This window comes from Dyadobacter frigoris (assembly GCF_005280585.1).
GTDB lineage: Bacteria > Bacteroidota > Bacteroidia > Cytophagales > Spirosomataceae > Dyadobacter > Dyadobacter frigoris.
In genome coordinates, this window is record NZ_SZVO01000009.1 from 323,307 (window position 1) to 348,849 (window position 25,543).

Sequence of the window (25,543 nt, forward strand, 5' to 3'; positions counted from 1 at the left end):
ATATAATTTATAGAATAAGATCTTTGTGTTACCACCAGCACAAAGGATTTTGTTAAAATCTAAAAACAATATGAATAGAATAAGAAGTTATTCTTCGCTTTGGTGTGTGTCTTTTCCCCGGTATCCGGGTCTATACCTTCACCTTCTGTGCTGTTGTTGACTTTTCATCTACTGCTATGAGCCCGTTTATTTTTTGACTTTCATTTGAGATTTTCAGGGATTGAAGTGGAATTTAAAAAAGAAACTGGTCGGCCCTTTTTCAGGCCCAGACTGCCAGACAAATGGCTTTATGCATAAGATACTTCACTAATAGCCGCACACCGCACCTTAAATCACTTTGTATCCGGAACGCGCGATTTTCATCTGGGAAAATAAATTACGTATATACTTTAAAGTTAGTATTTGTTCCTGGATTTCTCAGCATTTAAAACATAATTATCAACCCATTCCTAAGCAAAAACCAGTTGAATATGATGAAGAAATACCTTTACATTTTTATTTTTTTAATCTTAACCTTCCGGTATTCCCAGGCTCAGAATCTGGTGAAAGGGGTAGTCAAAGATGGTTCGGGACAAACCATTCCCGGAGCCACTGTTATTTTAAAAGGAACTTCCAGATATGCCAGTACAGATGTTGATGGAAAATTTAACATTGCCCGGCCAAAAATTTGCCTTTCACGCTGCAGGTCACACTTACGGGTTATGAGCAGCAGGAAGTCGATATTTATGAATTATCCTCTGAGCTGGTTGAAATCGCTTTAAAAACAGCCAATGTACTGGATGAGGTCGTTGTGATCGGTTATGGAACGCAGAAAAAGGGAGATTTGACCGGGTCAGTTTCTTCGGTTCCCCAGCTTGCACTAAAACAACCCATCAGCTCTTTTGACCGCGCCTTGCAGGGAGCCGCAGCCGGTGTTCAGGTAACACAGGTTTCGGGCCAGCCCGGGGCGGCTGTAAGTATCAGGATACGGGGTGGTAATTCGATCACCGGGGGTAATGAGCCTCTATATGTAATTGACGGATTTCCGGTATATAACAGCAATGCTGATGCAAGTGCCGGTGTTACGGCAGGTCCGAGCATCAATGCGCTGGCCAGTTTAAATCCCAGCGATATTGAATCGATTGAAGTACTTAAAGACGCCTCTGCCACAGCTATTTATGGTTCCAGGGGAGCTAACGGAGTTGTCATCATTACAACAAAAAAAGGGAAAGCAGGGCAGAATACTTTTACTTACGACGCTTACTATGGCAGTCAATCCATATTGAAAAGAGTAGATGTGCTACAAAAAGACGACAAATCTGCTGCTGAATGTACCTATTCCCTACACGACCGGACAGTCCACAGCTCTGCAAAATTACGGCTCGGTGGAAAGTAAAGGAATCGAGCTGGGGATCAATACCACGAACTTTTCGGGGCCTTTTTCCTGGAACACCAATTTTGTATTTTCAGTCAACAGAAATAAAACCCCGAACATTACCTGTCAGGAATTGTGCATGTAAATGCTTTAATTTCTTCTATAAATATCTGCTCTTTATTCTTTTAAAACTTTTCCGGTATGGATCAGGCCTTTATGATCTGTTATTTTCACAATATAAATACCAGGAGTAGTTGCTCTTAGATCAATATGACTGAATGGAACGCTGCGCTCATAGACCAGCTTGCCGCTCACATCATAAAACTTCACTGCCTTCACTGATCCGTTTATATATAAAAAATCTTTAACAGGATTGGGATAAAATACAAAGGATGACTCTACGCTGTCAGAATCTGAATTATCCTCACTATATGGTTTATCGGTTAAAGAAGCTCCCCCCTGAATCGACATACTCTTTCTCAATGAAGCATTGTCTTGAATCCGGATACTGGTACCAGCTTTACTAGTTTCTCTTTGACCCGAAAGTGCAGCACTGATAATGATTGGTACACGCTGTTCGGAAACAGATACCATGAGTGCCTTAACCTGGATCAAAGCAGTATAGGCACCTTCGGAAGGACCAGTCGCAGGAAACTCTCCGCTCTCGTTTGAAATGATGACAGTGGTTCCCGTGACGGGATCATAGGGGCCAATATTTACAGTCAGGAAACCTTCAGCCGAAGGGTCATCAAAATTCACAGTTAAGACTGGTAAACCTGCTGGAAGCTGAACAGTCCAAATCGCAGGAGTTTCGCTCTGGATTACACCAGATCCCAGATTGAGCAGATCAGCACGAATTATGACCGTTTCGCCAGAAAAGACAGGTGACCTATCAGGATTTATCCCGGCTATTGAAGGTATTTGCGCAAGTGCTATTCCAGTTAGAAACGACAATTGCATTACAAAAAGAAGTATATATTTCATCATTCTCAAAATTGACAGACCGTTAAATAATATCTCATAGTAAGTATGCCTAAGTTTATTTAAAGAGCATTAATTACCCTTGAATAAATATTATTGGCATCCACTGTATCATAAACCTGGTGCGTAGGATCATTTATAATAGTAACAGTCATGATTGCCGTACTTCCCGGTTGAGCAGAGCTGCGTTGTATTGTAAATCCGATAATAGAATTGCCTAGCGCGGGTATGATAATTCCTGTGTTGGCTTGAAGAGTGAGCTTTCTGCCACCCAGTGCGGTACCTATGACAGTCCATTCTGCGTTTTTAACTAGTACCGATGCTGCTGCTCCCGACGGTGTTATCGTCGTTTGCGTTTGGTCAAATCCAAGAGTATATCCCGTTGGGATGATAATACTGAACTGGATATTTGCGCTTGTTGCTGCCGAGTTCACCTCATACAATCCTACAGTAAAGTTTTTAGTTGTACCATTACTGGCAAAGTTAGCTGATGGTAAGTTGATCGTTGGAGTCAGGTCCGGACCTGAAAGTCTTTTTACCCGGTTCCCTGCGCTATCATATTCAAAAACAATATTTTGCGCTTGTGAAGTTATTCCAATCAGAATAGCGAAAAATAAGAATAAATATCTTATCATAGTAGTTTTACTTTTAAACACGAGAAGGTTTTGACTCCTTTATAAATACTCTTGGGGTTCATCCTATCACACTTTTAAAAAATCGACAATTGAGGTGTATTGCGATAAATATCTCCCCTAATGTGCCGATTCACTGTTTTACAATCTTCTTTATTGTTAATAAACCATTAGTAAGGGTGATTCTAACCAGGTACACACCCGAGGGGAGATCGCTAACATCAACTCCATTCGCAGGAATGTTACCCAAACTCAAAACCGATTTTCCTGAAACATTAAATAACTGTATCACCCCGGCTATAGCTCCCTTTATTTTTAGCAGATCTTTAACGGGATTTGGGTAGAATGATATTTGAGGATCAAAATTCAGGCTCTGTATTCGGCTATATGCAGATGAACCATCCTTATCAATCATTTTCAGCCGGTACAGGTTTTCACCATCCGCAGGGGATTTATCAATGAACGAATAATAACTGCTGGAACTTTTGTCACCGTTTGCCTTAACATCTCCGATATTCAACCATTTCTTTCCGTCCTGGCTACGCTCAATTTTGAAGTAGTCAGAATTGATTTCAGTAGATGTTTGCCAGCTTAGTACCCCGCTGACTTCTTCGGAACTACTGGTGGTTTTGATAGCTACAAAGCTAATCAGGGTTACAGGTAAGGGAGCATTTTGTTTTCGTAGAATGCGGTTGCCTGCATTGTCATATTGATATACGATAGTTTGGGCAATTAATGGAGTATTAAAAAGAGCAAAAAATATTAATAGATGTAGTCTCATGAGTTAGTCAGAATTTAAACGGGAGTTATAATTTGGGATCTATCCATGTACCTGCCTCGATAGCACGTAATCGAAAATATTATTTTAATTTTTCTTGGGTTTCTATTACTTTTCTTCTCAGCTCAGCTTCATTGTAATAGGCACCTGGATATTTTGCTATATCATCCTTAAACTGAGAAAAACGACTTGATATCATACTTAAATCTGAAAATGCTTTTTGCTCTTCAGTGGTTAATGAATCGGTATCAATTTCCAAATCATAAGAATAATAAAATTCATCGCAAAAAACGGGCGCTGTTATTTGCCTTAGAACATACATGTCAATTAATTGATATAGTCTTCTTTTATCATCTTTGCTATACATATTATTTGGGGATTGCTTGTAAAGGACCTCTCATGAGTTAGCCAGAATTTAAACGGGAGTTATAATTTTGGATCTATCCATGTACCTGCCTCGATAGCACGTACTAAGTCGCCTAGTGTAATATCGTATATTGGATTGCTTAAGCTTTTGGCACCAGTAAATTTTCTAATTATAGCACTCAAGAAAAAAATATCAAACCCTTCTGAATGAAAATACTTTCCTGTATCGAAGTCTTCGGAATGAATGTTGAATTTTTTAAAAAAAGCATCCATAAACTCATCTGTATCATCACCAGTAATACCTAAATCTTTCTCCAGTGTGGTTTTTATAGAAAACGGCTTTGCATATTTTCCTCTATCTTCAATAATAAACTCCTTGAGTATTTCCAATGTATCCATTTTTAATTTATATCAGTCATTTATGGAATTTCCCATTTTCTTTTAATAGCACAAGTGACTAGGTGAGCAACAGTTATAGGCTTCTTTTTTTTTGAAGAAAAAAGGCTTCTTAATACCATAATGGGATTAAAATTCTCTTCTCCAAAATAATCTAAAAAATGAAACTCCGATATATCTATATTGTACAATGAAAAATATTCATTGAGAATTTCTTCTGCATCGATTCCATCAATTCCAAGGTCTTTCTGCAAGCTAGTGGTTGGAGTTATTATATTATTTAATTCTCCTCTGTTTTTCCGAATGATGACAACTATATTTTTGAAAATTTGATTATCTTCCATTTGCTGTAATTTTATTATAAATGAGTTGAGTGTTATATAGAATCATGCCGGTGTCATACGCTAACATTGCGGTACTAATCCATGGAATCCATCTGGCAATGAACGCGGCCTTCGAAGCTGTTTTGGATAATACGTTATTTAAAGTAGGAGCCCATTTTGCTTTCTTAAATGAGCCTAAACCCACTTTTCTCAAATTTTCTGAAAGAATTGAAGTTTTTGAACTAGCGCCCTTTGCTACAAAACGTTTATCCACCAATTCCATTCCAGAAACAGTGCCACCAAGTGCTATAATGTCTTTTATTCCAAACTGTTCCATAGATTGATCAGCTAAGATGGCCGCATATAATTCTGCCTTAGAAGTATAGGTATTGCCATTAAAATCGTATTCAGGATTATCTAAGAGTCGATGCGCCGCATGATTAAACCCGGCAATAATTCCAGCCTGAGCAGCACCATTCCAGAAATTACCACCACTAAATTCAGCCACGATCCCTCCAAAAGCAGCGGAAGAAGCTACCTGTACAGCCGTCCTCCATCCGTTTGTTTGTATACCTGGGATTAACCCTGTAAGCGAACCCAACGCAGATCCTGCGGCTCCAGTAAGTGCATCTGTTTGTTTATTTTAATAATTCTTGTAATTTTTTAAGAATCTGTTCTTTTTCTTTTTCCTGATGTGGATCCAAAAAACCTTTTAGTAATTCTTCCCCTTTTTCGTAATCTACTAAATGAATTCCCAACCAACCGGTACTCCAAAAATCAATTTCTCCACCTTGACTTTCTGAATTGAATTCCACTTGATTAAGTGACCCAAAATCTCCTTTCTCAAAAAATTTATATTTAACTTCATAACCTTTTAAACCAGGCTCTACCTCCTTTTTAAACCAGTTGACATCTTTCATCATATTATTTTACTTTGAGAATTGGGGATAAATTTTTTATTTGTGGGAGTATTCCCCCCCCCTTGTTTTTGTAACATAAATAACTGAGACTTACTTGCATTGGGCCCAAGAATGCTAAACCAATTAGAATGTCCTCCTTGTACCAAACTACTGGTTGGTACTTGAAATTCTGCGTATACTGATCCCTGTGCAGCACCACTAAATGACTCAAAACCTCCTGTTGCTACTGAGGTTTTACCTCCAGCACCTTCAACCATGCGCCCTGTACTTTTCATTATATCATACTCTGCCTGAGACATCCAGCGCCCTACGGTGGTAACTCCTACCTCAGCTGCTCCGCCGACAATTCCTACTCCTGGAAAGAGTCCAAATTCAGCAAGTATCCGCTCGAACCTATTCAATTTACGTCCAGAACCCCATAACATCTTTTGTCCTTTACCAGGGCCTTCCAAAATTCTATGCGCCGCATGATTAAACCCGGCAATAACTCCAGCCTGAGCAGCACCATTCCAGAAATTACCGCCACTCAGTTCCGAAACAATTCCTCCAAAGGCGGCGGCAGATCCAACCTGTACAGCCGTCCCCCATCCGTTTGTTTGTATACCTGGAATTAACCCTGTAAGCGAGCCCATCGCAGACCCTGCGGCTCCAGTCAGGGCACCTGATACAAAACTTCCTCCTGTTAGCAAGGAAGTTGTACCATTAAACGCGCCGTACACTCCGACTTGTATTGCACCTGCTCCAAATGAAGATAAGGTTCCTGCCGTAATGCCTGCACCGACCGCATCACCGATTACAGAAGCAAAGCCCGAGGTCATAGCGCCTACAACGACCGAACTTGCAAACCCGAACCAGTTCCAGTTTTTAAAACCACCGTCACTGAATGCAACGCCCAAAGTGTAACTAACCGCTCCGATAATTGCCCCAATGATCGGATTATGTCCATCCGGATCAGTGTAAAGAAGCGGATTATTTTTGGCATACGAATACCGGTTATAATCCTGGGTAAAACCTGCATCCGAGATGTAATTATCAGGAGACAGCATTCTTCCTAGCACAGGATCATATAACCGGCCGTTCATGTTGATGAGCCCGAAGTTATCCAAATGCTCATGCCCAGTGTAGCCGCGGTACAACCAAACCTGGATATTAGGTACCGTTGCTGTAGGTGCAAGCAGTGCCCAAGTATCGAAAATTCTTCTCCTACCCCAGGCATCGAAACTTTGCTGGGCTTCTACGGCTGCGGAACTATTGGTTACCGTGACAATAGACCCTAAATGATCCGTGTAGGTATAATGAACTGTATGACTGCTTCCTTGGCTTTCCACAATGGCCACTAAACCCGCAGGGGAGGAAATATATTGAATATAGCGTGTTGTCCCTGCCGTAACGTCCTTTTCAAAACCTCCGGCAAAGTAATACCTTGTATTGATAACAGTGCTATTTTGCTTTGTAACACTCATTATCCTCTCATAATCAGCCCCGTATGTATATGTTAATTCGTTTCCATTCTCGGTAATAACATACGGCTGCAAAAATGCCGTGTAGGAAATATCCTGTTGCATCAGGGGTATTGGTGACGGGCTGGGGTTTGTTACCCCCGTAACGGCGTTGACCTTTGTAGCATCGTAGGAATAAGTACCAGCGTCTGTTTTTGTGGCAATATTTCCGTTGGAAGCATAACTGGTAGTGAAAGAACCTGCTACACCGCTGATGGTAGAGCCGGTCAGGCGGTTCAGGTTGTCATACGTGAATGACTCTGTTTTGTTTATCGCAGCCCGCGCATCATTCCGGCTGGTCAGGTTGCCCTTTTGATAATCCCAGGCCATGTTCAGGTCTTGAATACCCGAAGTTTCAAATTTGGTGGGAAATCCGTTAACATAGGTATTCGTAGATGATTTTCCATTACCCAGGGAATAAGTCATTACCTGCCCCTGACCGTTCATAGTACTTGTGGTATAGATATCGGTGCCGGCGCCCTGAATTTTGGACAGATAGCCGTTGGTATCATATACATTGGTGACGGCCAGGCCGGAGGGGTAAGTAGTGGTGATTACATCCCCGAAATTGTTAAAGGAATAGGAGGTGGTATGATCTGCTGCATCTATTTTCTCAATGACCGAAGTTGCCCGTCCCAGTGCGTCATAGCTGTAATTGGTCTGATTGCCAGAGGCAAAACCTGTTATTTGCTTGATCTGATTTTTGGATTCCCCGCCGGAGTTTGAGCTACCGTAAATATAGGAGGTCGTTCCTTCCGGGCCAGTGCGTGTTGTAAGCTGCCCTAGCAGGTTGTAAGCCATTGTGTGCGTATATGTGGGTCCCTTAGCATTAGTCTGGGATGCCAACTGGCCAAGCGCATCATAATCGTAGGTCGTTGTACCTGCATTGGCATCGATCAGTTTGGTTTGTCTACCATATATGTCATACTCATTAGAGATAATGGTGACATTATCTCTAATGACCTGATTCAGACCGCCATGATTGTAATAGGAATAAGTGAGCGTGCCCCCGTTATCGGTAGCAGAAGTTACTTTGTCACTGGCATCGGTGATCTTAGAAGATGTTCCGGTTGGTGCGGTAGTAGTGAGTGTAAGCGCCCCAGCTGAGTAGGCATATGCCATGCTGGTGGTACCCCGTGCACCCTGATCAACAGAAACCAGCCAGTTGTAATCCGGATGGTATCCATTTGTGGTAGTAATATAGGTCTCTCCCGATTTATAAGGCTGAGTGCTGGTCTTTATATTACCTTTTGCATCATAGGTCTGAGCCTGAATGATTGTGCCGCCGAAACCTTCGGTTTCTGTCCGGATCTGCCGGCCAAGCAGGTCATACCATGTTTTAGAATCAGGCTTTCCCTGAGCTGGATAGGTCAGATCACTTCGCCAGACTGCCCCGTTGGAGCTGTCCCAGACATAAGTTTGATTGGTCGTATAGGATCCTGGATAGGTCGTAGTGGTTGTTCTGCCAAATCCGTCATAAGTAGAACTTGTTGTGAGTCCATCAATGCCGGTTACAGTTAACGGTTTACCCCATTTGGCGTCATAAGTAGCGGAAGAACCCTGGCTTAAAGCATTGGAGGATGATTCCGGATAACGTCCTTTATTATCGAATACAGAAGATGAAGATCGGGCTGTCATCCCCGACGGTGTTACCGTGGTGCTTGTGAGGTTTCCAAAGGAATTATAGCCATAACTGGTAGCCACGGATTTTGCCGTACCTGAAAAATCCGTTTTGGAAGTGAGCTGTCCGATGCTGTTATAGCCAAAAGTTGTAACAGTACTGTAAGCAGGGCTTTGCCCGCCACGGGTTTTGGCAATGGTTACAGATGTTGGTTTGTTAAGAATGCTTCCCGGAAAGGCACCGTAAGCAGTGGTTGTTTCGGTAATTTCAACACCACTGTTGACGTCCATTTTACTGTAAGTAATATTGCCATTGGCATCGTCATAATTACTGGTTGTGTTTACCAAACGGCCTGTCAGGCTATTGCTCTCTAAAAGCCCGGTTGTTTTTATCCAAAAGCGTTTGGGTGCCGGTGAAACAAAAGTGTTGGTAAGGGTGGTCGTGTTAAGTATGACGGTACTGATACCCAGATAGGTTGTAGTCTTATAAGGAACAGCGGTATAATAGGTGGTATTGAGCTGGTTTTCTGTAATGGTTCTTGTCCCTGTAGTCAGATCGGCAGTATAAATATATTTAAAACCTAAAAATCCTTTACCGGCCCGGTGTAACCTGGCTTCTTCGTAACTGTATTGTACCGTTGAAGTTCCCCCAATCCCATTTGGGGCTTTAAAATCAGAAACAAGAATAGCTGTTGGTTGAATAATATTAAAAGGGTATACAGAAGTACCTGTTCCCCTGCTGTAAAAGGAGCCGTTACCCACCAGGCTTTTATAATTCCATTCGGTAACGTGGTTAAGTCCATTGGAGACCTTTTGTAAAAGGTTATTCTGCCCGTCTTTATTAAACAGCTTATAAGAAAAATTTGAACCACCCGAAGAGACCAGGTCAGTACGCCCATCCCCGTTTAAATCCATCGGAGAGTCTACGATATAGGTAACTGTGGAAGGGCGACCTAAACCTTCTTGTATTTGCTCGAGATAACTGAGTTGTTTATATTTAAAAGAATCTCCCTGGCTATAGTAGATGTCAGTACCTGTATAGTTATGAATGTCGTACCCGGTGGAGTTTGGATAGTTCATCGTCCGGTTCCATTTATAGTATAGATCCGACTTACCGTCTCCGTTATAATCTCCTATTATAATATTATCACTCTGTCCTGTTACGGGCTGGCTGGTTGGCCAGGGCTGGACCAAAGTTAACGTGCTTTGGTTGAATTCTGTCCCCGTTGCAATAGCTTTAGTAACGGATGAGAAATCAAGAGCGGCCTGGATTAAATCCGTTTTCCCATCTCCATTAAAATCACCAATGTAAAGGAATTTATTAGAAGCGGGGAAGGTACCGTTATAGAGCCTAACAGCTGTATTTCCCTGAAATGTAAAAATCTCACATATGTTGTTTTTGATCAGCATCAGGTCGGTCTTTCCATCACCGTTAAAATCAAGTGTACTGATATTATCTGAAGTGGTCCAGGTGTTCGAAGGGAAACTGGTTGTACCGGGAATACTTATGCTTCCGCAGGCACCACCGGTAATATAATTACTGCAAAGAAAGGGTTCGTAGGTTCCTGATACATTACCGAGAATTGTAATGTATTCTGAGATTCCATCTCCATCAAAATCTCCTGGATAGAAAAACCTGTTATTTAAAGGAATACGGTAATAATTGGGCTGTATCGACCGGACATGGGGTACAAACGAAGTTCCTCCGTTTGTACTTTCATAAATAATAACATTTTCCAGTTTAGATTCTGTACCATTATTGGAGATATTCAAGGTAAGTATGTCGTCTAAACCATCCCCTGTAAAATCGCTAGGGATAAAACTTTTGGAATTGGGGATATCGACCTTATTAACAACCGTATAATTTGTAGGCAATGTCTGATAAGCTATTTCAGAATAGCCAGTACCCGCAACATCAGCTTTAAATACCCTAAAACTATCGAAATAAGGAATATCAAGTGTGGTGACTGATACGTGCGCTGAAAGGACTTCGTCTTTCCCGTCCCCATCATAATCCCCGGACATAGCCTGGATGTTGGCTCCCGCGCCGATCGTAGTATTTAGATCCGTTATTTCCACAGGGGTATCCCCATATTTGAAAATTGTAGGATTAAGTTGTGAATTGTCACTGCCGTATTCTGTTACAGATTTTAGGTAGGAATTAATATTGTCATGGCCATACCCAAGCTGGTATTTCTTCACAATTGCACCTTCTGCCTTTACAGTAACCAAATCGAGCAGATATTTACTCAGGATGGAAGAGCCACCTTCATAGGTGGTCCGAATATCGGAAAATGTTACCGGAGAGCCTTCCTGACGTACTTTATATGCAAATTCAATCTTGTTATAAGGTGTTACACCTGCAGAAGCATTACCTGTATATCTTATTTCACTAATCCGGGAATCCCGTTCGGTCGAGGTGTCAGTAAATACATATTCAATGTAGTTTCCGTCGGGGTATATTAATTTATTGATCCGCCAAAACATTACGGTATTACCTGTCTGGCTCATAAAACGGGAATCGGCCGTGTTGCCAAACTCCATTTTCACCCCGTCCTTGGTAAGGACTTCAAATGACAAAGGTCCATTACCTTGGGTACCAATGGCGGTCACAGTGGAAAAGTCCTCTACCTCTGTTCCATATGTCGAGCTTGCTGCCCCATAAGTCCCTGTTTTCACTATAAGCCTTGACCCATCCATTGCGAAGCGGTCGTTAGCCGAAAGTTCGACCGGTCCAGAAGTCCCATCAAAATAAACATTGCGAGCTACCCGTGAAATCGCAGATAAACCGGATATATTCCAGCCCATGCCTGCAATCCCGCTTCCCCCCAACGAATTATATTCAATTGAAACAGATGGTACTACGTTGTTTGAACCTGGTGGTATAGCAATAGGGATTGAATAAGAGGCACTACCATTTGCTGATACGTTTCCTGCACCTGGTGTACTTCCTACTGCAAGAGATTGAACAATGGCCTTACTATTAAAAGTAGTATTGTCATATAAAGATGTGTAACTGACATTCTGTGAATAGGCAGTTACACCATTTGTAAGAACCAGTAAGATTAATAAGTAAATTTTTCTCATGAGTGCTATATTGTCGTTTTTAAAGCAATTTTTATTGTTAAAAAGCAGATATTGAAGTGCTTAGAGCGCAGATATTGTAAAGCGGCCTTTTACAGGTCGTCAAAATGAAGTTCCATAAATTGCATTCAGATGGGTTGGTAGCTGCATATCTCAGCTTACCGATTTTGTTACGTTATTATATGGCAACAAAATGGAGGTCTTTTAAGCAGTAGTAATATTTTTTTCATTTGATTGGAGGATAGTGGTGGTAAGTAATACTATGTAACTTGCTCTAAACCTATGACTTTTATTTTACATAGTTTGTAGAATAAAATAAATTTATTTTTTGGTCAAAAGCAAAAGCGCCGGTCGATTCCAATACTTGTTCCTGATGGAGCGGACGTCGCGGGGGCGAAGCCCTATTCACAAAGCAAAATGAACGTCCACGCTTGCATGTAGGCGCCTCACCCCTTACTTTTCTGTGTACTTCAATTCCCGAATTTTTAGGAACAGGAAAATTCCAGCGATTGTATCGTCCCGCATTTACTTTACAGTATTGCTATACTGTGAAGTAAAAACAGGAAAGTGTTCTTTATTGGCCTCATTAGAAAGAAGAAAAAAAACGGAAACAAGTCGCCTGGAAGGTGCTCATCCATTGCGGGAGCGGTTCGAATGCTGATTATTTCTTAATTCGATATAAAAATGGAGCTTTGTTAGCGGCGCCCGTAAATTTCTTTTCAAGGCGTTCTAAAACATTTAGGTCCAGAATTTTTTTCTGGAAATTATTACGGGCAAAAGGTTTGTCAAAAATGGATTCGTAGAGCTGCTGAGCTTCCTTCATGGTAAAGGTTTCAGAAAGCAGGTTGAAAGCTAACAGCTTTTCATCCAGATTAAGCCTGAGGCTGTCGAGCGCTTTTGAAACAATTGCATTGTGGTCGATTATCATGTGGGGCAAATCTTTAATGTTATACCACTTTATTGATTCATCAATATCTGTTTTTTGGGGAACCACCTTATTGATATCGACCAGCGCGTAATAGCCGATGGAAACAAATCTTTTTGTAAACCAGTCGTACTCTTCTTTATTTGGCTTACCCTCAATGGTCATTTGTGGGTTGAGCGCAATTAATGCATCAAGGAAATTGAGATTGTTTCGGGCTGCGTTGCCAAAAACATAAAACTGGTCCAGATAGATTTCGCTTATGCCTGTGCGTTCGTGAAGAATTCTGTTTGCGGCCTTGTCAATATCTTCATTCTGATAAACGAAGCCGCCGGGTAAGGCCCAAAAATCTCCATTGAAATTGAGCTTGTTGACTAATACCTGGAGTTGATTGTCGTCATACCCAAATATCACGCAATCAATAGAGAGCTGCTGAATGAAATTCTGTTCACTTGGATTATGCATTCGTAATTGCTTTTATTGATGTAACGAAATTACTGTTTTCTGATTAGTACCGGAAGTAAATTATCCGCATCAGCACAGCAGCTTCAAATTAGTGCTGCCAAATATCGGGATACTCATTTTATAACTTGTACAATGTAAATTTAAAACATAAAAATATTTATTGTCTAATTTATAGACAATATTAAAATAAATCATACTTTTACTCATCTATAACTTAAAATGTTTTCAAGATGCAGGTAAAACCGATTCTGTTCAGGCTAATTTGCCTGGGGCTATTTCTATCAGTTCATTTTTCTTTTGCCCAGACGCCTGCAATCAATATTCTTGTTTTTAGTAAAACTGCATCTTTCAGACATGCATCCATAGGAGCGGGCAAAACAGCACTGACCAAACTTTCGAAGGAGAAAGGCTTCACGGCCGGCTTCACCGAAGATGCAGCGCAGTTCACAGACAAAAATCTTAAAAAGTATAATGCGGTAGTATTTCTGAATACCACGGGCGATATTTTGAATGAGGAGCAGCAGACTGCTTTTGAAAGATATATTCAGGCAGGCGGAGGTTATGTGGGCATCCATGCGGCTACGGATACAGAATACGGCTGGCCATGGTATGGGAAACTGGCTGGAGCTTATTTTCTGGATCATCCGATGACACCCAGCAATGTGCAAAACGGGAAGTTCATCGTGACTCAAAAAAATCACTGGGCTACACAGGGTATGCCGGACGAATTCGAACGTAAGGACGAGTTTTATAGCTTCAAAGATATTTCTCCTAAAATAAATGTCGTCCTGAAAATTGATGAAAAAAGCTATACAGGGGGCAAAAATCCCGATTTTCATCCGATCAGCTGGTATCAGGACTTTGATGGAGGACGCTCGTTTTATACCGCCATGGGCCATACCGATGAAACATTCTCAGAACCTCTTTTTTTGAATCACCTTTGGTCAGGAATTAAGTACGCTGCCGGTGGCGACGCACCCAAACCGCTGGATTACACAAAATCAAGACCCGAAGAAAACCGTTTCACCAAAGTGATTCTCGAAGAAAAGCTGGATGAACCCATGGAACTGAGTGTGCTAAACGACGGCAGGGTTTTATTCATTCAGCGAAAAGGAGATGTGCGGCTTTACAATACAAAAACCAAGGAGCTGAAAACCATTGCTAAGATCCCTGTCAGTTTAAAATACAAAAACAAAGAAGGAAAAGAATCAACGGGTGAAGACGGGCTTTTGGGCCTTAACAAAGATCCGGACTTTGCTCAGAATCACTGGATTTATCTTTATTATTCAGCTGTGGAAGAACCTAAAAATGTACTCGCCAGATTTGAGCTGAAAGGTGACCAGCTTGTGATGGAATCAAAAAAGATACTATTAGATGTCCCCACGCAGCGCGAGGAGTGCTGCCATACGGGCGGCTCGATTGCCTGGGATAAAGCGGGTAACTTGTATTTATCCACGGGTGACAATACTAATCCGCACGGTTCGAACGGTTACAGCCCAAGCGATGAGCAGGAGGGAAGAAGCGCCTGGGATGCGCAGAAATCATCAGCAAATACCAATGACCTCCGTGGTAAAATAATCAGGATCAAACCACAGCCCGACGGAACATACACGATTCCAGAAGGAAACCTGTTTGGGAAAGGCACACCTTTGAGCCGTCCGGAAATCTATACGATGGGACACCGTAATCCTTTCCGTATTTCAGTTGATCAGAAAACAAATTACGTATACTGGGGAGAGGTGGGCCCTGACGCTGCCAAGCCGGATTCGACAAGAGGCCCTGCGGGTCATGACGAGGTGGGACAGGCCCGTAAGGCCGGTAACTTTGGATGGCCGCATTTTGTAGGTGATAATAAAGCTTACAACAAATACGATTTTGCCAATAAAAAATCTCTGGATAAATGGGATGTGAATGCTCCGTCGAATACATCACCTAACAACACCGGACTGAAAGTGCTTCCAGCCGCACAAAAAGCATTCATCTGGTATCCTTATGCGGTATCAAAAGAATTTCCACTGGTGGGCTCGGGCGGAAGAAATGCGATGGCGGGCCCTGTTTTTTACGCGGATCAGTTTAAGAAAGCTCCGGGTGTTTTTCCAGATTATTACGATGGTAAGCTGCTTGCTTACGAATGGATGCGGGGCTGGATTATGGCAATCTCGATGGATCAGGACGGGAACTTTGCTTCTATGGAGCGTTTGATGCCCAGCTATAAATTCTCGAATCCAATGGATATGGAATTTGCTGAAAATGGCGATTTATATATGCTTGAATACGGGACCGGCTGGTTTTCTGCCAATAATGATGCGCGGCTGATCCGGATTGAGTACAACGGAGGTAACCGCAAGCCGCAGCTGCAAATGACCGCTAACCAAATGGGTGGTGCGGCACCGATGGCCCTTAAACTTAGCGCAAAAGGTACGGTGGATGCCGATGATGATGTGCTTACTTATTCGTGGAAAATTTCCTCCAAAAACGGTTTTCAAAAAGTGGTAAAAACTGCTGATGCCAGCCTGATACTTGCAAAAACGGGTATTTACAAAGCCACGCTTACGGTGAACGATGGCAAAGGAGGTATCAGCTCGCAATCCATGGAGATAACCGTGGGAAACGAACCACCCGTGCTGAGTCTGGAAATGCCTGGCAGTAATAAATCGTTTTATACAGCCAATAAATCCTTTAATTACGATATTAAAGTAACCGATAAAGAAGATGGTGCGTTGGGCAAGGGTATCGATCCGGATCAGGTCGCTGTCAATATTGATTATCTGGCAGAGGGTTTTGACAAGATCGCTATTGCCCAGGGACACCGTTCTGCGGATGCAAGCGCCCTGTACGGAACCGGAAAAAAACTCATGGAAGCCAGTGATTGCAAGGCTTGTCATAGTGCAGACAAAAAATCAATTGGCCCTGCTTACCGGGAAGTGTCGGCAAAATATAGAGGCGATAATTCAGCGGTTGAAAAACTGACCAAAAAAGTGATTTCCGGTGGCGGCGGTGTTTGGGGTGAAACAGCAATGGCAGCGCATCCGCAGTTGTCAGCAGCTGATGCTTCGGAAATGGTTAAATATATTCTCAACATTGCCAATGAAAAATCAAAGGAAAAATCATTGCCGGTAAAAGGCACTTACGTTGCAAAAGTCCCATCGGGTGATAAAGGAAAAGGCATCTTTATTGTGCGGGCTGCCTATGAAGATGCAGGTGCCAGTGGGCTGCCGTCTGTAAAATCGGAACAATCCTTTGCGCTGAGAAATTCAAAAGTAGATGTGCACAGCTTTGATGACTATGATAATATCATGAAGATTTCTAATGGCGGGATGAATCTGGCCATTGCTTCCAAGCCAGGAGCCTATATGGTTTTGAAGCAAATAGATCTAAATGCTATTTCTGAGTTGCAGTTGCAGGCAATGGCTCCCAAACCACAGCTGAACGCAGCAGGCGGAAAAGTGGAATTGCACATGGATAGTCCAACAGGCAGCTTGCTTGGAGTATCTGACTTTCTAGAACCATCCGAAGCCCTTGATTTTAAGCCAGCAACGCTTAGTATACCTGTAAAAATTCCGGAGAAATCAGATGCGAAACTACATGATGTCTATGTGGTTTTTGTAAATCCCAAAGCAGAGGAGCATTCGTTGATGATTGTTATGGGAGCAGAATTCAAGTTTCACGAAAATGACCAGCGTTAAATTGCCGTCCACAGAATTCACCTTTAAACTAAATCCTGTTGATATGTTTTGGGGAAATTCGGGCAGATTACCTTTAGTGCATTTTAAGACACGGTTAAAACCGAAAAGAGAATTTAAATAAATAATGTCAATAACTGTTTAATATCAATTTTAACGACTGCAACGATGAGAAAATTAAGTTTAATCTGCTTGTTTTTAATGCTGGGTGTTGTTTTCAGCAGTAATTCTCAAAGCGCCGCACCGGCCGATTTTTTTGCCGGGAAATGGGAAGTTACCATATTTGGTACGCCAAATGGAGATTCCAAGATGATCGTGGACCTGGTCAGAACAGACGGAAAACTGACCGGACAGATGTCAAACCCTGCCGAACCAACCGCTGAAAAAGTTCCTGTTACTGTTGACGAAAGTGCAGATTTATTGGATCTGGCATTTAATGCACAGGGTTATGACGTAACGATCAACCTCAAAAAAGTGGACGATGATAATCTTAAAGGCAGTTTGCTGGGTATGTTTGATGCAACTGCAAAAAGGGTGAAATAAGTAATCAGGGTGCACAGCAGGGATGAAGTATAAGGAATGCGACGAACCATCATTGCAGTCCTTATACTTCTGATAACCCTGCTTGTAAATTGACTTGCCAAAAATAGCATTGTAGAAAACCATCAGGAAACTCTCCGTGTTTTCGAATTTTGACTCACGTATTACAAAACGCGGGTCAAAATTCGATTTCTACACACATATATGGAAAGAAACCCGCATTTTCAGGCTAGGCCAAGCGCACCAAAATAACTGGCCAGATAGAAGGACATAAGCACGCCGCCAGCAAATACGGCAATCCAGATCCATTTTGTACGCTTATTAATTTTGGCAAAATAATAAATAGAAAAACTGATCAGAAAATTAATCGTTGCCCACAAAACATTAAGCACAGGTGAGGATAACCCTTTGCCGGGAGGATCGGCAAAAGGGGTTGGAAAAGGTTTTCCGGTGATGCCGTGAATATAATGCGGCAGAATATTTACTAAAAAGATTCCTGCGAAAAATGCAAAAATATAGTGGTACCACCGGGTTTTTAGTGGGTTTTCATTCTGAGCATTTTCCATTTATAAGCTGATTATGATTTGCGAAGTATTGCTTCATACCAAAACGAATGGCAGGAATTATCCAAAAGCCTTCCTTTATTAATGTCGCCTTGGTAAAATTCAAAATTAGCGGATTAACCCGGGCTCATGCTGAGACAAAAGTCCCGAAATTATTTTTTTCCCCTGATACGGGTTAGCGTTCTGCGATCGATTCCCAGATAGGAGGCAAGGTTTGAAAGTGAAATACGTTGCAGAAGATCAGGATGATTTTTCTGCATATGCGTATAACGTTCTGCCGGGGAGTATATTTTCGAAAGGAGCTCGTTGTCGTTCAAATTAAGTGCTATATGGCTAACCAAACGTCTTGCAAAAACCATGATTTGTTCGTTGGCGTAGCAAAGCTCTTCGAGCTTTTTCCGGTTCAAAATCCATACCTCGCTTTTTTCTCCCGCTTTTATTGTGAATTTTGAAGCAATACCGGCCTTCGCATTTCTATGATCTGAGCTCATAGAACCATCCATGTGGAAGTATAGATTAATTTCTGTGCCACCTTTATCATAGCATGTGCGCAGATAACCACTTTCAACGAAATAAAACGCAGTACAGATTTCGCCTTCCTTTAAAAGAATATTCCCTTTTTGAAGGATTTTACTTTCAAAATTGCCAGCTAGCAGCGATACACTTTCCTCGGAGTTAAGAGTTAGTAATCTAAGGAATTCGAGAAGTTTTACATTGGTCATAGCCAAATATACAAACAGATGGAGTCGGATGGCAATTATATAATCATTCATCCACTAAGAGCGTAAGATATAATTGACCCGCCGGAGCAGCATCAGAAAATATAGAAAATACTTACCTGAGCGACCGTGTTTGTAAAATCCTTTTTCACAGCTGAAGTCTTAAATGCGCCAACCGGGGAAAACCCGTAGACATATCTGGCACCAATACCAAATCCGCTTTTTGACTGAAACCCAAGTCCCCCGGCTACGCCGAAATCAAGTTTTTCTGCGAAATCTTCGCCTGTGATCCCAACCACGTCCTCTTTAACTTTAAAACTGGCCTGTGGTCCCGCTTCGAAGTACACTCCCGATTTAGTTCGGTATTTCAACAGAATGGGTATGCTCATGTAATAAAGTTTAAGATCTTGTTTTTCCAGAAAATCTCCTTTAAGTTTAGCGCCCTGCTGCGAAAACAGGAATTCTTCCTGGATAGAAAGCTTGTCATTAATTTTGAATCCCAGAATCAGCCCTGCGTGAAATCCAGGTAAACCTTCGGTATCAAAATCAGCATTCATAAAGTCACTATAATTTCCTCCCGCAGTGACCCCTACCTGAATCCTTTTCATAATGTCCTTCATTGTTCCTTGTGCAAAACCGTTAACAGATGCAAGCATTAGACTGGCGAAAACTAATTTTTTCATGATCATATTTATTTTAAATGTAAAGTGTCAAGCCCCCGCTTGATTTTTGTTGGGTCAAAGATTGCACCTGGCCAGGAATGGTAAAAAGAAAAGGAAGGGGAAGCGGGCAAAGTCAGAACCGAGGCGGAATTAACAGGCAAAAAAATAAACAGGTAAGTCAGGTAGTTTCATATTCTTGTCAATCAGCACCAGTCACTCAAGGAAGTATTTTAAGTGAGCGCGGCCTTTTTTGCAAGTCCATTTTTATAGAGCCAAACGATCACATCTGCTCCTTTGGACTTAGTTTTAAATGATAAAGGTCATTCTCCTGTGTGTATTTCCCGGCTCATTTTGCCCGCTTCGGTCACGAATTATAACGTGGTTCAAAGGGTTTGACGCAATTTTGAAGGAATTAAACATGCACCTGATGTGCCCGATAATCCCTATAAAGAAGTCTTTTTATATACTGATTTTTGCTGCTTTGTCCTTTTCCGTCCGGGCACAGCAGCGACTCACTTTGAAGCAGTGCATTGATTATGGCCTGACCCACCACCGCAGCACAGCAGTTTACCGCAATGATGTGGATGCGGCCGGCTATAAGGCCAAAGAAGCCCAGGCCGCTTATCTGCCGTCGGTTAATATTACCAGCACAATAGATGATAATATAAAGGTGCAGCAGCAAGTGATCCCGGCTGGCGTATTCGGGCCGACCGATATCAAAGTGGCCTTTACCAAGCGTTTCAATAGTAATGCATTTGCCCAGGTGGATCAGACTATTTTTGATAAATCTTTACTTACCGGGCTGAAGGCTAACAAGATCGCTTTAAAAGAAGCTCAGCTCACCGGCGAGCAAAACGAAGAAACCCTTATCTATAACATCAGTAATGCCTATTACCAGATTTTTGTCTACCGCCAGCAGCTGGCCCTTCTGAAAACGAATCTGGGTACCTATCAACAGCAGCTTACCATTTCAAAACTGCAACTTGAAAAGGGCGTTGCAATGGAATCAGATGTGAATAAAATCCAGGTCAATTATAACAATACGAATTCCCAGGTCTTGTCCGCAGAAAGTGATCTTGAGCTGGCGCATAACCAGCTCAGGAATGCCATGGGTTATGCAATTAATGATTCGCTTCAAATTGAATATTTTGTCCTGGATGAACCTTCGGCAGACCAGGCTCGGACGGCTTTGGGTGACTTTTCTTCTTTTAACGCTGCCAACCGGATTGATTTTAAACTTTCCGAAGTTAAAATCGCGCTTTTGGATATTGACCAGGCCAGGATCCGGGCAACAGCAATCCCCAAACTGACTGCTTATGCTAAATACGGGGGTATAGGGTTTGGGGATAATCCGGGTGAATCCTTTTCATCGATCAGTGACTACGCTGCTGTGGGGATCAAACTTTCTATTCCTGTTTTTGATGGATTTAAACGGAATGCCCAGTACAATCAGGCCCGCATCAAGCAGGTTAATGCACGGGAAAACCTGAAAATTGATCAGGAGACTTTTCACCTGGAATACAACAATGCCCGCACGAAACTAATCAAAGCGCAAAGCACGCTGGATAATGATAAAGGAAATATAAGCCTTGCCGAATCGGTCTTTAAAAGTACGGATCTTCAATACCAGAAAGGTGTGGCCGGTTTGACCGACTGGCTTAATTCCCAGTACTCTTTGAAAGAGGCGCAAAGTAATTACCTGAATTCGCTCTATAATTTTCTGATCGCTAAAATCGATTTGGAGAAGGCTAATGGCACGCTAAAAACATTTCACCACTCGCTGTAAAAACTTTATGAAACGAAAATACATTATCTCAATCGGGCTTTTTGCCATAATCCTTCTGATCGCTTATAAACTGACTGCCAACAAAAAGACGATCAATGAAAATAACAAGCCGGAAAAGGAGGTAGCAGTTAAAATTCCTGTTAAATACGCAGCAGCCAAAGAGCAGCTTTTGGAGGTAAGTCTTATCAAAACCGGAAATCTGGCTCCTTTTAAAGAATCCAAAGTGATCACGACCACCAGCGCATTTTGCAAAACGTGCGCTTTGAGCTCGGTGACCAGGTGCGTCAGGGACAGGTTTTGGCTGTCATGGATAACAGGGCAGCTCAGCTCGATTTTCAAAAAGCAGAGAGTAATCTTGCCAAACTGAGAGCAGACCTTCAGACTTACACAGAACTTTATGAAGGGAAAGCTGCGACAAAGGAAAAAGTAAATCAGCTCCGTCAGGATTATAATGACGCCTTGGTGCAGGTAGACCAGATCAAAAAACAAATGAGTGATGCCTCGATCAAAGCACCAACCAGCGGGACGATCTTGGTCAAAAGCATGGAAGCAGGCATCTTTGCGAACGCAGGTTCAGAGATCGCCACAATTGTCAATCTTTCCCGCACCAAAGTGCAGGTCAATCTGACCGAAGCGGAAGTTTATCAGGTCAGAACCGGGCAATCTGTGAAAATCACGACGGACGTATATATGAACGCGGTATTTGCGGGTAAGGTCACTTTTATAAGCCCCCAGGCCGATGTAACCCATAATTATATGGTAGAAATTATCATTGCTAATCCTTCAAAAACCCCGCTGCGCTCAGGCACCTTTGTTTACGCAGATTTCTCTCAGAAATCCCGTCAGAACATCTTGACGATCCCCCGTGAAGCGCTGACCGAAAGTGTGAAGAATGCATCGGTTTATGTAATTGGACCCGGTAATAAGGTAGCGCTCACACCGGTACAATCCGGTAGGGAAATGGGCGGCTCCATTGAGGTTATCAGTGGACTGAAAACGGGCGACCGGGTCGTTACCTCCGGGCAGATCAACCTGAAAAATGGGACAGAGGTTAGTTTATCAAATTAATTAGAGCCGCATGTCAGTATCAGAAATCGCCGTCAAACGGCCCTTGTTAATCGTTGTGATCTTTACGGTACTCATTTTATTTGGGGTGCAGAGCTATTTTCTTCTCAATTACAATCTTTTGCCCAAAATCCAGGTCAATGTGGTGAGTGTGAGTACGATCTATCCGGGCGCATCCGCCGCTGAGGTAGAAAGTTCTGTTACCAAAAAACTCGAAGATGCTTTCGCTTCCATTGAAGGCCTTGACCAGATCAGCTCCACTTCCCAGGAAGGGGTTTCACAAATCACAGTCACCCTGAAAAGTGATGCGGATGTCGATAAAGCCGAGCGTGATATTCAGCGTAAGGCGGATCAGAAGCAAAACGAGTTACCCGATGCGATTGACAAGCCGCTTGTCAACAAAGTCAGCCTCGAAGAGACGCCCGTGATCAAGGCAGGGGTTACATCCAAACTCGCCCCCAGGGAACTTTATGATCTGATGGATCTTCAGGTGCGCCCGCTGCTTCAAAATATTCCGGGGGTAGGCCAGGTCAATATTATCGGCGGAGAGGAAAGGCAGATTCAGGTCAACATCGATCAGGCCAAATTGAAAGGATATAACCTAAGCATTGACCAGATTACCCTGGCTGTCGCCAAAGCTAACCAATCCTTTCCGGCAGGGCAGATCGAAACCCAAAACCAACAGTTTTCGATCCGCTATGATGCCAACGTGAGCTCCATGCAGCAAATTAGAAAACTGATCGTTGCCCGCAGTCCAAGAAGCGGTGGGGGTATTTACCTTGAAAATGTGGCGGAAGTAGTCGATGCAACAGCCAAGACAACGGCCATCAATCACCTTAACGGTGTTCCTTCCATTGGGATCCAGCTTATCAAGCAGTCGGATGCCAATGCGGTTGATGTAAGTCAGCGGGTCAAAGATAAGTTCGTTTCGTTGGAATCCCAATATAAATCACAGGGGATCAAATTTGAAGTTTCGAGCGATCAAAGCACCTACACGCTCTCATCGGCCCATGCGGTAATGGAAGATTTGGTGCTTGCTATTGTCATTGTGGGCTTTGTAATGCTGGTCTTTCTGCACAGCGTAAGGAGCTCAATGTTTGTTTTGATCGCACTTCCGTGCTCAATCATCCCGACTTTTATTGTTATGTATTTTCTGGGCTTCTCACTGAATCTGATGACGTTGATGGCCCTTTCGCTGGTTGTTGGTATTTTGGTGGACGATTCGATCGTAGTACTCGAAAATATCTACCGGCACCTGGAAATGGGAAAAGACCGGGCTACTGCTGCATTGGAAGGCCGGAGTGAAATCGGTTTTACAGCCCTTGCCATAACCCTGGTTGATGTGGTGGTATTTCTTCCGCTTGCGCTTTCTGGCGGGATTATCGGCTCTATTCTGCGCGAGTTCTCACTGGTCGTGGTTATATCCACATTGATGAGTCTTTTTGTGTCCTTTACTGTCACGCCGCTTTTGGCGAGTCGTTTTGGGAAAATTCAGGAAATGAATACTAAAACGCTTTGGGGGAGGATTAACCTTGGTTTTGAAGGATTTATCGATCAGCTTAAAGCGGACTACGGCTACCTGCTTGAAATTGCATTACGCAAAAAACGCTGGCTTCTTTCGGGTGTAATCCTTCTTATTTTCAGCTCTTTAATGCTGGTAGGTAAGGGCTTTATCGGAGCGACCTTTATTCCGGCAGCGGATCAGGGCGAGCTGATCATGAAAATTGAACTCGACCCGTCAGCCAGCATTTACCAGACGAATATGGTCACCCGGCAGGTTGAGAAAATGATTATGAAAAAGCCCGAGGTAATTAATGTGTTTTCAAGTATCGGCTTTGTCACGGGAAGCGTGTCGGGCGCTGCCAACAACGGCAACCTGGCTGAACTGACTGTGAGTCTGGTTGATAAAAAACAGAGAAATTTTACACCGGGTGAATTTGGGCTGAAAATGCAGCGGGAAATCAGCGCGGTTATTCCCGGAATCAAGGTATCTGTTACCCCGACAAGTATTTCAGGCAACAGCGCAGCCCCGATTCAGGTGGCAATCAGAGGGATTGATTTAAAGAATGTTCGCAGCGTGGCCAATCAGTTTAAAGACACCATTGCGAGCATTCCCGGAGCCCAGTTTGTGGAGCTGTCCGTAAAAGATCAAAAGCAGCAGGTCGATGTGAGCCTAGACCGTGAAAAAATGACGCTGCTGGGCCTTGATGCCAGCCAGGTAGGAGCTGCGCTTCAAAATGCGTTTAGCGGTGATGATAAAAGTAAATTCAAACAGTCTGGCAATGAGTACGATATAAAAATCAGTCTGGATGCTTATAACCGTTCACAGATCAGCAACGTAAAAAATCTTTCCTTTGCCAACAGCGACGGCCAGAGCTTTGTGCTGAGCCAGTTTGCAAAGGTTGGCGACGGTCTGGGCGAAAGTGTGTTGCAGCGAAACAACCGTCTGAACGCGATCACGGTCAATGCCAATGTCGTCGGCCGCCCGGTGGGTTCAGTATCCGATGAGATTGCCGCGAAAGCAAAAGCAATAAAACTTCCGGATGGTGTTACGATCGAATTTCTTGGCGATACTAAAAACCAGGGTGATGCCTTCGGAAGCCTGGGTCTGGCCCTGATTACGGCGGTACTTCTGGTCTATTTGATCATGGTGGCGCTTTATGAAAGCATGATCTACCCGTTTGTGGTACTTTTCTCAATACCGGTTGCTTTGATAGGGGCCTTTCTGGCGCTGGCACTTGCGATGGAGACCCTTAATATTTTCTCGATCATCGGGGTGATCATGCTGCTGGGTCTTGTATCAAAAAATGCGATTCTGATCGTGGACTTTACCAATGAGCTGAAAAGTCAGGGATATTCAGCGCACGATGCGCTGATTGAAGCAGGTAAAGAAAGACTTCGTCCGATTCTGATGACTACGCTTGCCATGATTCTGGGTATGCTGCCGATTGCCCTGGCCAGCGGAGCGGGTTCTGAAATTAAAAATGGTATGGCCTGGGTCATAATTGGCGGACTGACCAGCTCGATGCTTCTTACGTTGTTTGTGGTGCCATCAATGTATCTGATCATTGAAAAACTTATCGTAAGGTTTGACAAAAAAACGCAGTCGCAGACAGAAGCCCTGGTCGTTTATAAAGCGTAGCGATTTCTTCTGTGCTGATCGTTAGATGGATTTAGGATGTAAA

21 protein-coding genes are annotated in these 25,543 nt (G+C 42.9%); 8 read left to right on the forward strand and 13 right to left on the reverse strand.

Translation table 11 applies throughout. The annotated features are described in order from the left end of the window. The first annotated feature begins 473 nt into the window (after positions 1-473). Together FDK13_RS35855 and FDK13_RS20210 are read left to right on the forward strand one after the other, a co-directional pair. Positions 474-761, forward strand: a complete 288-nt coding sequence (locus tag FDK13_RS35855; RefSeq protein ID WP_229216134.1) for a carboxypeptidase regulatory-like domain-containing protein — start codon at positions 474-476, stop codon at positions 759-761. Further along, positions 668-1,375, forward strand: coding sequence for a TonB-dependent receptor plug domain-containing protein (locus tag FDK13_RS20210; RefSeq protein ID WP_229216127.1), 708 nt, complete (start codon positions 668-670; stop codon positions 1,373-1,375). The genes FDK13_RS35855 and FDK13_RS20210 overlap by 94 nt, the downstream gene beginning before the upstream one ends. A gap of 156 nt (positions 1,376-1,531) precedes the next feature. Here the strand turns inward: FDK13_RS20210 and FDK13_RS20220 are convergent, their stop codons facing one another. From FDK13_RS20220 to FDK13_RS20265, 10 genes are all read right to left on the reverse strand, one after another. Beyond that, positions 1,532-2,341, reverse strand: a complete 810-nt coding sequence (locus FDK13_RS20220) for a T9SS type A sorting domain-containing protein (protein ID WP_137341815.1) — start codon at positions 2,339-2,341, stop codon at positions 1,532-1,534. A 56-nt stretch (positions 2,342-2,397) separates the two neighbouring features. Next, the gene (locus tag FDK13_RS20225; protein ID WP_137341816.1) at positions 2,398-2,970 is read right to left on the reverse strand and encodes a hypothetical protein; all 573 of its coding nucleotides are present in this window, start codon (positions 2,968-2,970) and stop codon (positions 2,398-2,400) included. A 130-nt stretch (positions 2,971-3,100) separates the two neighbouring features. Beyond that, complete coding sequence (locus tag FDK13_RS20230) at positions 3,101-3,748, reverse strand: T9SS type A sorting domain-containing protein (protein ID WP_137341817.1); 648 nt, start codon at positions 3,746-3,748, stop codon at positions 3,101-3,103. Between the two features lie 79 nt (positions 3,749-3,827). Continuing rightward, entirely contained in the window at positions 3,828-4,112 is a 285-nt protein-coding gene (locus FDK13_RS20235; protein WP_137341818.1) for a colicin immunity domain-containing protein, read from the reverse strand. A 59-nt stretch (positions 4,113-4,171) separates the two neighbouring features. Then, positions 4,172-4,510 (reverse strand): DUF1493 family protein, encoded by a 339-nt coding sequence (locus FDK13_RS20240; RefSeq protein WP_137341819.1) that lies wholly within the window; start codon positions 4,508-4,510, stop codon positions 4,172-4,174. Positions 4,511-4,530: 20 nt separating this feature from the next. Then, positions 4,531-4,851: a DUF1493 family protein gene (locus tag FDK13_RS20245; RefSeq protein ID WP_137341820.1), complete on the reverse strand. Its 321-nt coding sequence runs from the start codon at positions 4,849-4,851 to the stop codon at positions 4,531-4,533. After that, positions 4,841-5,338 carry an STM2901 family protein gene (locus FDK13_RS20250; protein ID WP_137341821.1) on the reverse strand — a complete coding sequence of 166 codons (498 nt, stop codon included), beginning with the start codon at positions 5,336-5,338 and terminating at the stop codon, positions 4,841-4,843. Before FDK13_RS20250 ends, FDK13_RS20245 begins: the two co-directional genes overlap by 11 nt. 130 nt (positions 5,339-5,468) lie before the next feature. Then, positions 5,469-5,753: a hypothetical protein gene (locus tag FDK13_RS20255; protein ID WP_137341822.1), complete on the reverse strand. Its 285-nt coding sequence runs from the start codon at positions 5,751-5,753 to the stop codon at positions 5,469-5,471. Beyond that, positions 5,750-11,956, reverse strand: coding sequence for a TreTu family toxin (locus FDK13_RS20260; RefSeq protein ID WP_137341823.1), 6,207 nt, complete (start codon positions 11,954-11,956; stop codon positions 5,750-5,752). The genes FDK13_RS20255 and FDK13_RS20260 overlap by 4 nt, the downstream gene beginning before the upstream one ends. 658 nt (positions 11,957-12,614) lie before the next feature. Further along, positions 12,615-13,340 carry an NUDIX hydrolase gene (locus FDK13_RS20265; protein WP_137341824.1) on the reverse strand — a complete coding sequence of 242 codons (726 nt, stop codon included), beginning with the start codon at positions 13,338-13,340 and terminating at the stop codon, positions 12,615-12,617. 230 nt (positions 13,341-13,570) lie between these two features. Here FDK13_RS20265 and FDK13_RS20270 point away from each other — a divergent pair, with 230 nt between their 5' ends. Together FDK13_RS20270 and FDK13_RS20275 are read left to right on the forward strand one after the other, a co-directional pair. Next, on the forward strand, positions 13,571-17,026 hold the full coding sequence (locus FDK13_RS20270; RefSeq protein WP_137341825.1) for a ThuA domain-containing protein: 3,456 nt from the start codon (positions 13,571-13,573) through the stop codon (positions 17,024-17,026). A gap of 165 nt (positions 17,027-17,191) precedes the next feature. Then, positions 17,192-17,566: a hypothetical protein gene (locus FDK13_RS20275; RefSeq protein WP_137341826.1), complete on the forward strand. Its 375-nt coding sequence runs from the start codon at positions 17,192-17,194 to the stop codon at positions 17,564-17,566. A 221-nt stretch (positions 17,567-17,787) separates the two neighbouring features. Here the strand turns inward: FDK13_RS20275 and FDK13_RS20280 are convergent, their stop codons facing one another. The 3 genes from FDK13_RS20280 to FDK13_RS20290 form a co-directional block, all read right to left on the reverse strand. Further along, positions 17,788-18,129 (reverse strand): hypothetical protein, encoded by a 342-nt coding sequence (locus FDK13_RS20280; protein WP_137341827.1) that lies wholly within the window; start codon positions 18,127-18,129, stop codon positions 17,788-17,790. A 149-nt stretch (positions 18,130-18,278) separates the two neighbouring features. Continuing rightward, positions 18,279-18,899 carry a Crp/Fnr family transcriptional regulator gene (locus FDK13_RS20285; RefSeq protein ID WP_137341828.1) on the reverse strand — a complete coding sequence of 207 codons (621 nt, stop codon included), beginning with the start codon at positions 18,897-18,899 and terminating at the stop codon, positions 18,279-18,281. A 41-nt stretch (positions 18,900-18,940) separates the two neighbouring features. After that, on the reverse strand, positions 18,941-19,528 hold the full coding sequence (locus FDK13_RS20290) for a porin family protein (RefSeq protein WP_170982859.1): 588 nt from the start codon (positions 19,526-19,528) through the stop codon (positions 18,941-18,943). A gap of 406 nt (positions 19,529-19,934) precedes the next feature. Between FDK13_RS20290 and FDK13_RS20295 the strand changes: the two genes are divergently transcribed. From FDK13_RS20295 to FDK13_RS20305, 4 genes are read left to right on the forward strand one after another with little or no spacing between them, the layout of a single operon-like run. Next, positions 19,935-21,293 carry a TolC family protein gene (locus FDK13_RS20295; RefSeq protein WP_170982860.1) on the forward strand — a complete coding sequence of 453 codons (1,359 nt, stop codon included), beginning with the start codon at positions 19,935-19,937 and terminating at the stop codon, positions 21,291-21,293. Positions 21,294-21,300: 7 nt separating this feature from the next. Next, positions 21,301-21,660, forward strand: a complete 360-nt coding sequence (locus FDK13_RS35860) for a hypothetical protein (RefSeq protein ID WP_220417396.1) — start codon at positions 21,301-21,303, stop codon at positions 21,658-21,660. Further along, on the forward strand, positions 21,549-22,361 hold the full coding sequence (locus tag FDK13_RS20300; RefSeq protein WP_220417397.1) for an efflux RND transporter periplasmic adaptor subunit: 813 nt from the start codon (positions 21,549-21,551) through the stop codon (positions 22,359-22,361). Before FDK13_RS35860 ends, FDK13_RS20300 begins: the two co-directional genes overlap by 112 nt. 10 nt (positions 22,362-22,371) lie before the next feature. Then, on the forward strand, positions 22,372-25,500 hold the full coding sequence (locus FDK13_RS20305; protein ID WP_137341831.1) for an efflux RND transporter permease subunit: 3,129 nt from the start codon (positions 22,372-22,374) through the stop codon (positions 25,498-25,500). The last annotated feature ends 43 nt before the right edge of the window (positions 25,501-25,543 follow it).

Excerpts from the sequence above, each read along its gene's own strand:
- FDK13_RS20220 (WP_137341815.1), bottom strand. The coding sequence starts at position 2,341 with ATGATGAAATATATACTTCTTTTTGTAATGCAATTGTCGTTTCTAACT.
- FDK13_RS35860 (WP_220417396.1), top strand. The coding sequence starts at position 21,301 with ATGAAACGAAAATACATTATCTCAATCGGGCTTTTTGCCATAATCCTT.
- FDK13_RS20255 (WP_137341822.1), bottom strand. The coding sequence starts at position 5,753 with ATGATGAAAGATGTCAACTGGTTTAAAAAGGAGGTAGAGCCTGGTTTA.
- FDK13_RS20270 (WP_137341825.1), top strand. The coding sequence starts at position 13,571 with ATGCAGGTAAAACCGATTCTGTTCAGGCTAATTTGCCTGGGGCTATTT.
- FDK13_RS20285 (WP_137341828.1), bottom strand. The coding sequence starts at position 18,899 with ATGAATGATTATATAATTGCCATCCGACTCCATCTGTTTGTATATTTG.
- FDK13_RS20260 (WP_137341823.1), bottom strand. The coding sequence starts at position 11,956 with ATGAGAAAAATTTACTTATTAATCTTACTGGTTCTTACAAATGGTGTA.
- FDK13_RS20225 (WP_137341816.1), bottom strand. The coding sequence starts at position 2,970 with ATGATAAGATATTTATTCTTATTTTTCGCTATTCTGATTGGAATAACT.
- FDK13_RS20290 (WP_170982859.1), bottom strand. The coding sequence starts at position 19,528 with ATGAAAAAATTAGTTTTCGCCAGTCTAATGCTTGCATCTGTTAACGGT.
- FDK13_RS20275 (WP_137341826.1), top strand. The coding sequence starts at position 17,192 with ATGAGAAAATTAAGTTTAATCTGCTTGTTTTTAATGCTGGGTGTTGTT.
- FDK13_RS20235 (WP_137341818.1), bottom strand. The coding sequence starts at position 4,112 with ATGTATAGCAAAGATGATAAAAGAAGACTATATCAATTAATTGACATG.
- FDK13_RS20240 (WP_137341819.1), bottom strand. The coding sequence starts at position 4,510 with ATGGATACATTGGAAATACTCAAGGAGTTTATTATTGAAGATAGAGGA.
- FDK13_RS20245 (WP_137341820.1), bottom strand. The coding sequence starts at position 4,851 with ATGGAAGATAATCAAATTTTCAAAAATATAGTTGTCATCATTCGGAAA.
- FDK13_RS20230 (WP_137341817.1), bottom strand. The coding sequence starts at position 3,748 with ATGAGACTACATCTATTAATATTTTTTGCTCTTTTTAATACTCCATTA.
- FDK13_RS35855 (WP_229216134.1), top strand. The coding sequence starts at position 474 with ATGAAGAAATACCTTTACATTTTTATTTTTTTAATCTTAACCTTCCGG.
- FDK13_RS20265 (WP_137341824.1), bottom strand. The coding sequence starts at position 13,340 with ATGCATAATCCAAGTGAACAGAATTTCATTCAGCAGCTCTCTATTGAT.
- FDK13_RS20305 (WP_137341831.1), top strand. The coding sequence starts at position 22,372 with ATGTCAGTATCAGAAATCGCCGTCAAACGGCCCTTGTTAATCGTTGTG.
- FDK13_RS20280 (WP_137341827.1), bottom strand. The coding sequence starts at position 18,129 with ATGGAAAATGCTCAGAATGAAAACCCACTAAAAACCCGGTGGTACCAC.
- FDK13_RS20295 (WP_170982860.1), top strand. The coding sequence starts at position 19,935 with ATGTGCCCGATAATCCCTATAAAGAAGTCTTTTTATATACTGATTTTT.